Here is a 6,219-nt window from a genome sequence, read left to right on the forward strand (position 1 = left end):
CCCGAGTCAGTGACGGGAAGGGTAGGGGCGGCGGGGGCGAGAAAAAGCCCCGCCCTTTCCCCGGCAGGCCCCCGTTCACTCATCCGTTCACGCGATGGTGCGATCATCCACCCCCGCACGGATGCCCCCGAAGAAGCCCGGGTAGGCCCGGCCCATGACGCAGCCGTTCGAACTCCCCCACTTCTACACGCCGTACCCCGCACGGCTGAACCCGCACGTCGAAGAGGCCCGCACCCACACCACCCGATGGGCCCGCGACATGGGCATGCTGGAGGGTTCCGGCATCTGGGAGCAGGCCGACCTCGACGCCCACGACTACGGACTGCTGTGCGCGTACACGCATCCCGAGTGCGACGGCCCCGCCCTCTCCCTCATCACCGACTGGTACGTGTGGGTCTTCTTCTTCGACGACCATTTCCTGGAGACCTTCAAGCGCAGCCAGGACCGCACGGGAGGCAAGGCCTACCTGGACCGCCTGCCGCTCTTCATGCCGCTCGACCTCGCGACCCCCGTGCCCGAGCCGCGGAACCCGGTCGAGGCGGGCCTCGCCGACCTGTGGGCGCGTACGGTCCCCTCGATGTCCCTGGGCTGGCGCAGGCGGTTCGCCGAGTCCACCGAGCATCTGCTCAACGAGTCGATGTGGGAGCTGTCCAACATCAACGAAGGGCGGATCGCGAACCCCGTCGAGTACATCGAGATGCGCCGCAAGGTGGGCGGCGCCCCCTGGTCGGCGGGGCTCGTGGAGTACGCGACCGCGGAGGTCCCCGACCAGGTCTCCCGCTCGCGGCCGATGCGGGTGCTGATGGAGACGTTCTCCGACGCGGTCCACCTGCGCAACGACCTGTTCTCGTACCAGCGGGAGGTCGAGGAGGAGGGCGAGCTGAGCAACGGCGTGCTCGTCCTGGAGACGTTCTTCGGGTGTACGACGCAGCAGGCCGCCGACACCGTGAACGACGTCCTCTCCTCCCGGCTGTACCAGTTCGACCACACGGCGCTCACCGAAGTGCCCGCGCTGGCACTGGAGAAGGGCCTCACCCCGCAAGAGGTGGAGGCCGTCGCCGCGTACACACGGGGGCTGCAGGACTGGCAGGCGGGCGGCCACGAGTGGCACATGCGGTCCAGCCGGTACATGAACGAGGGGGCACTCAAGTCCTCCCCGCTGGACGGCCTCACCGGCCCCGGCACCTCCGCCGCCGACATCGGCGCGCTGCTCGCCGCGGCCGGCGCCGACCGGCTGCGCGCGTACACGCACGTGCCGTACCAGAAGGTCGGCCCTTCGCTGCTCCCCGACTTCCACATGCCGTTCCAGGTCCGGCTCAACGCCGACCTGGAAGGCGCCCGACGGCGCATCACCCCGTGGGCGCACGCCATGGGCATCCTCCAGGAGGGCATCTGGGACGAGGACAAGCTCACCGCCTACGACCTGCCGCTGTGCTCGGCGGGACTCGATCCCGACGGCACCCCCGAGGCGCTGGACCTCAGTGTGCAGTGGCTCGTGTGGGGGACCTACGCCGACGACTACTACCCCATGGTGTTCGGGAACCGCCGGGACCTGGCCGCCGCGAAACTGTGCACGGCGCGGCTGACCGCCTGCATGCCCCTCGGGGGCGAGGAGATCCCGCCCCCGGCCAACGCGATGGAGCGCGGGCTCGCCGACCTGTGGCTGCGGACGACGGCCACGATGACGCAGGACGCGCGCCGCACCCTGCGCGCCTCGGTGGAGGTCATGACGGAGAGCTGGGTCTGGGAGCTGACCAACCAGCTGCAGAACCGCGTCCCCGACCCCGTCGACTACCTGGAGATGCGCCGCGCGACCTTCGGCTCCGACCTCACCATGAGCCTGTGCCGGCTCGGCCACGGCCCGGCGGTACCGCCCGAGGTCTACCGCAGCGGGCCCGTCCGGGCACTGGAGAACGCGGCGATCGACTACGGGATGCTCGTCAACGACGTCTTCTCGTACCAGAAGGAGATCGAGTACGAGGGCGAGGTGCACAACCTCATCCTCGTCGTGCAGAACTTCTTCGGCTGCGACTACCCGAAGGCGCTCGGCATCGTCCACGACCTCATGACCCAGCGCATGCGGCAGTTCGAGCACGTCGCCGCCCATGAGTTCCCCGTCCTGTACGAGGACTTCGGCCTCTCGGCCGAGGCCCGCGGGATCATGGAGGGCTATGTCGTGGAGCTGCAGAACTGGATGGCCGGCATCCTGAAGTGGCACCACGACTGCGGGCGTTACGGGGCCGCCGACCTGGCCCGCCGCGCCCACGGCTTCGTGCCGGGGCAGCTCCCGGAGCTGCCGTTCGGGGATGTCTGGCGGACGGCCACGGCCGCTGCCCGCTGACCCGGGCGGGGGAGGCGCGGGCGCTGTCACCCGTTCGAGGATCGTCGTGAGTGGGTGCGGAGGGTAGGGCTCTGGCCGGAGGCGATCCATGGAACAGAGCGTGCTGCGTCCCAAGCCGATGCCAGGCCAGGAACCGGGAGGTCAGGAACCGGGAGGTCGGGAACCGGGAGGTCGGGAGCCGGAAGGTCGGGAGCCGGGCGGCGGCGACCGCCCGTCCGGCCCGGGCCACCGTCCGCACGCCGCACGGCGGCGCGGGCGACGGCTCACGACCGTGTTGTTCGGCCTGTTCGCCGGGACGGTCCTCGTGCTGTCGGGGGTCGGGCTCGGCACGGTGGGCGCGACGGTGATCGGTATGAGCAGGCTGGCCGAGTCCCAGGGGCGGGCGTCCGCCGCGGAGACGCCCGCCGCGTCCGAGGCGCCCGGCGGTACCGAGTCCGGTCCGGGTCGCGGTACCGAGCCCGGTCCGGGCGGCGGGAGTTCGGCCGCGCTCGCGAAGCCGTCCGAGCGTCCGGGACCCTCCGCCGCCGCCCGGCCCGGAGAGCGGCCGACGCTCGGCGTGGAGGCCGTGGACGCGTCCGGCGGCCCGGGCGCGCTCCTGGTCGGCGTGCACGCCCCCGGGCCCGGCCACACCGCGGGGCTCGTACGGGGTGACGTCCTGCTCGTCGTCGGCACGACCCGCGTCGAATCCGCCGCCGACCTCGCCCGGGCCGTCGCCGCCGTGCGTCCCGGGGAGAAGGTCGCAGTCACGCTGCGGCACGCGGGCGGCGGTCACCAGCAGCTGACGGTGACTCCGGGCGTCGTCACCTGACGGGCGCGAACCGTCGGGAAATGCGTTGCCGCGTCCGACCCGCAGGGCCACGATGGGCCCATGTTCAGCACCCTTCTGGCCTTCCTGGGCGCCTGCACCCTGATCGCTGCCTCACCCGGTCCCAGCACCGTGCTGATCATCAGGCAGTCGCTGCAGAGCAGGCGTGCCGGATTCATGACGGTCCTCGGCAACGAGACCGGCGTCTTCGTATGGGGTGTCGTCGCCGCGTTCGGCCTGACCGCGCTGCTCACCGCTTCCGAAATGGCGTACGACGTGATGCGCGTCGTCGGGGCCGTCGTGCTCGTCGTCTTCGGCGTACAGACGCTGTGGCGGGCGCGGCACACCCGGGGCGGGATGGACGACGGCGGGGCCCGGGAAGCGGCACGGAGCGGCTGGGCCTCCTACCGGACCGGGCTGCTGATCAACCTCGCCAACCCCAAGGCGGCGATCTTCGCGATGTCCTTCCTCCCGCAGTTCGTACCGAAGGGCGCCCCGCATCTGCCCGCCATGCTGGGGCTCGCCGCTCTCTGGGCGGTCTACGAGGTCGGCTACTACAGCGTCTACGTGTGGTGCGTGGGACGGATGAGGACCCTGCTGTCCCGGGCCGGGGTGCGGCGCAGGCTGGAGCAGGTCTCCGGCGGCGTCCTGCTGCTCCTCGGCGTCAGGCTGGCCCTGGACAACTGACGCCCGCCAAAGAAGCACCTGCGACCGGCTCGCGTCACCCCCGCTGTGCGGGCAGGATGCTGCCCGTGGCCCCTTTCCACCCGCGACCCACCCCGCACCCCGTCCCGGGGACCGACCCACGGAGGACCGGATGACCGGCACGCCCGCGGCTTTCACCGCCGACGACTACCGGGCCCGGATGGAGCGCGCCGCACGGGCCGCCGACGCGGCGGGGCTCGCCGGGGTGCTCGTCGCGCCCGGACCCGATCTCGTCTGGCTCACCGGCTACGCGCCGCCCGCCGCCACCGAGCGGCTCACGCTGCTGGTACTGGCCGCGGGGCAGGACCCCGTGCTCGTCGTGCCCACGCTGGAAGCCCCGGACGCCGAGAAGGCCGTGGGCGCGCCCGCACTGACCCTGCGCGACTGGACCGACGGCAAGGACCCGTACACCACCACGGCCCCGCTCCTGGACGCCTCGGGGCGCTTCGGCGTCAGCGACAACGCCTGGGCGCTGCACCTGCTGGGCCTCCAGAAGGAGCTGCCCGGCACGTCGTACGTCTCCCTCAGCGAGGGCCTGCCGATGCTCCGGGCCGTCAAGGACGGCGCCGAGCTGGAGCGGCTGGCCGCCGCGGGCGCAGCCGCCGACGCCACGTACGAGGAGATCCTGAAGGTCGCCTTCGCGGGGCGCCGCGAGTCGGACGTCGCGGGCGACCTCGCCGATCTGCTGCGGCACTTCGGGCACGAGCAGGTCGACTTCACGGTCGTCGGATCGGGGCCGAACGGCGCCAACCCGCACCACGAGGCGGGCTCCCGTGTCATCGAGCACGGCGACACGGTCGTCCTCGACTTCGGCGGACTGAAGCACGGCTACGGCTCCGACACCTCCCGTACGGTGCACGTCGGGGAGCCGGGCGCCGAGCAGCAGCGGGTCCACGACATCGTCCGCGCCGCCCAGCAGGCCGCGTTCGAGGCCGTGCGGCCCGGGATCGCCTGCCAGGAGGTCGACCGGGTCGCCCGCGCCCACATCACCGAGGCCGGGTACGGCGACCGCTTCATCCACCGCACCGGGCACGGCATCGGCGTCACCACCCATGAACCGCCGTACATGATCGAGGGCGAGGAACAGCCCCTCGTGCCCGGGATGTGCTTCTCCGTGGAGCCCGGTATCTATCTGCCGGGCCGGTTCGGGGTACGCATCGAGGACATCGTGACGGTCACCGAGGACGGCGGACGCCGCCTCAACGACACCCCCCGGGAGATGGCCGTCGTGAACTGACCCCACCCGGCGGGCGCCGGTCGGCGGCTCCCGCACCCCGGACTCCCTTCGGCGGACGGCGCGACCATGACCCAGGCAGCGACACCCACCGCGGACACCGTGCGACGCGTCGTCCGCTCCCTGCTCCAGGACTCCCCGCTCCACGACTCCCCGCTCCCGGACTCCCCGCCGCCGGACGGCGGCGGGCTCCGGATCGCGCCCGTCGCCGAGGGCGGCGAGCACTCCACCTGGTTCGTGGGCGCACGGCACGTGCTGCGGCTCGCCCCGGACCCCGAGGCGTCCCGGCGCCAGCGGCGCGAACTGCGCCTGCGTGAGCTGGTACGCCCCCACATCGGCGTCGCCGTCCCGGTGAGCGTCGCCCACGGCGAATGGGCGAGCGGACTGACGTACACGCTCGACACGCTGATCCCCGGCGGGTCCGGGGAGCAGCGGGACGTCTCCGCGGTCGGGGAGGCCGACCTGGCGGGGCTGCTCGGCGGCCTGCGCGAGGTGCCGGGGCCGCAGGCCGAGGCGCTCGGGGTGCCCCGCGCGACACCCCGGTCCCTCGAAACGCTGCGGACCGCGGCCGAGCGGGCGGCCGAACGGCTCGCCGCCGCCGACGAGTTCGACCCCGCCCGGCTGAAGCAGCTCACCGCGGGCGGGGTCGCGCAGCTCGCGGCGCAGCCGGGTGCGGCCTTCCTCGTCCATCACGACCTCAAGGGCGAGCACTTGGTGGTCAGCGGTGACGGGCGGGTCCGCGGGGTCCTGGACTGGACCGACGCGGCGGTCGGCGATCCCACGGAGGACATCGCGGGGCTCGCGGTGGCCGTGGGCGCGCCTGCGGCCGTCCGGGCGGCGACCCTGGCGGGTTATGGGGCGCGGCCGTGTCTGCGCGGCCTGTGGCTCGCGCGCTGCGACACGCTGACGCGGCTCGCGGACCGGCTCGGTGGGCGCTCCGGCAGCCCCCTCCCGCTGCTGCGCGCGCAGCTCGCCCACGCGTGGGAGGCGATCCTGCTGGAACGCCTCACGGACGAGACGTGGTGATCCGTCTGCGGCCCCGGTGGGGGCGGGCCGCGCAGTTCCCCGCGCCCCTTAAAAGCCAAAAGACTGCGCAGTTCCCCGCGCCCCTGATGGGGCGCAGCCCCTCCTAGG

Annotated in this window: 5 protein-coding genes; all 5 read left to right on the plus strand. The window is 73.0% G+C overall.

The features are described from left to right. The first annotated feature begins 154 nt into the window (after nucleotides 1–154). The 5 genes from cyc2 (at nucleotide 155) to ACFWGJ_RS40690 (ending at nucleotide 6,111) form a co-directional block, all read left to right on the plus strand. Entirely contained in the window at nucleotides 155–2,341 is a 2,187-nt protein-coding gene (gene cyc2 / locus ACFWGJ_RS40670; protein ID WP_387333998.1) for a germacradienol/geosmin synthase Cyc2, read from the plus strand. A 271-nt stretch (nucleotides 2,342–2,612) separates the two neighbouring features. Next, nucleotides 2,613–3,149: a PDZ domain-containing protein gene (locus ACFWGJ_RS40675; protein WP_387333999.1), complete on the plus strand. Its 537-nt coding sequence runs from the start codon at nucleotides 2,613–2,615 to the stop codon at nucleotides 3,147–3,149. A gap of 60 nt (nucleotides 3,150–3,209) precedes the next feature. Further along, the gene (locus ACFWGJ_RS40680) at nucleotides 3,210–3,833 is read left to right on the plus strand and encodes a LysE family translocator (protein WP_387334001.1); all 624 of its coding nucleotides are present in this window, start codon (nucleotides 3,210–3,212) and stop codon (nucleotides 3,831–3,833) included. A gap of 130 nt (nucleotides 3,834–3,963) precedes the next feature. Continuing rightward, a complete protein-coding gene (locus ACFWGJ_RS40685) occupies nucleotides 3,964–5,088 on the plus strand; it encodes an aminopeptidase P family protein (RefSeq protein ID WP_387334002.1) in 1,125 nt (374 codons plus the stop codon). A gap of 66 nt (nucleotides 5,089–5,154) precedes the next feature. Further along, a complete protein-coding gene (locus ACFWGJ_RS40690) occupies nucleotides 5,155–6,111 on the plus strand; it encodes an aminoglycoside phosphotransferase family protein (protein WP_387334003.1) in 957 nt (318 codons plus the stop codon). Nucleotides 6,112–6,219 lie beyond the last annotated feature (108 nt).

Source organism: Streptomyces sp. NPDC060205, assembly GCF_042728395.1.
Taxonomy (GTDB): Bacteria; Actinomycetota; Actinomycetes; order Streptomycetales; family Streptomycetaceae; genus Streptomyces.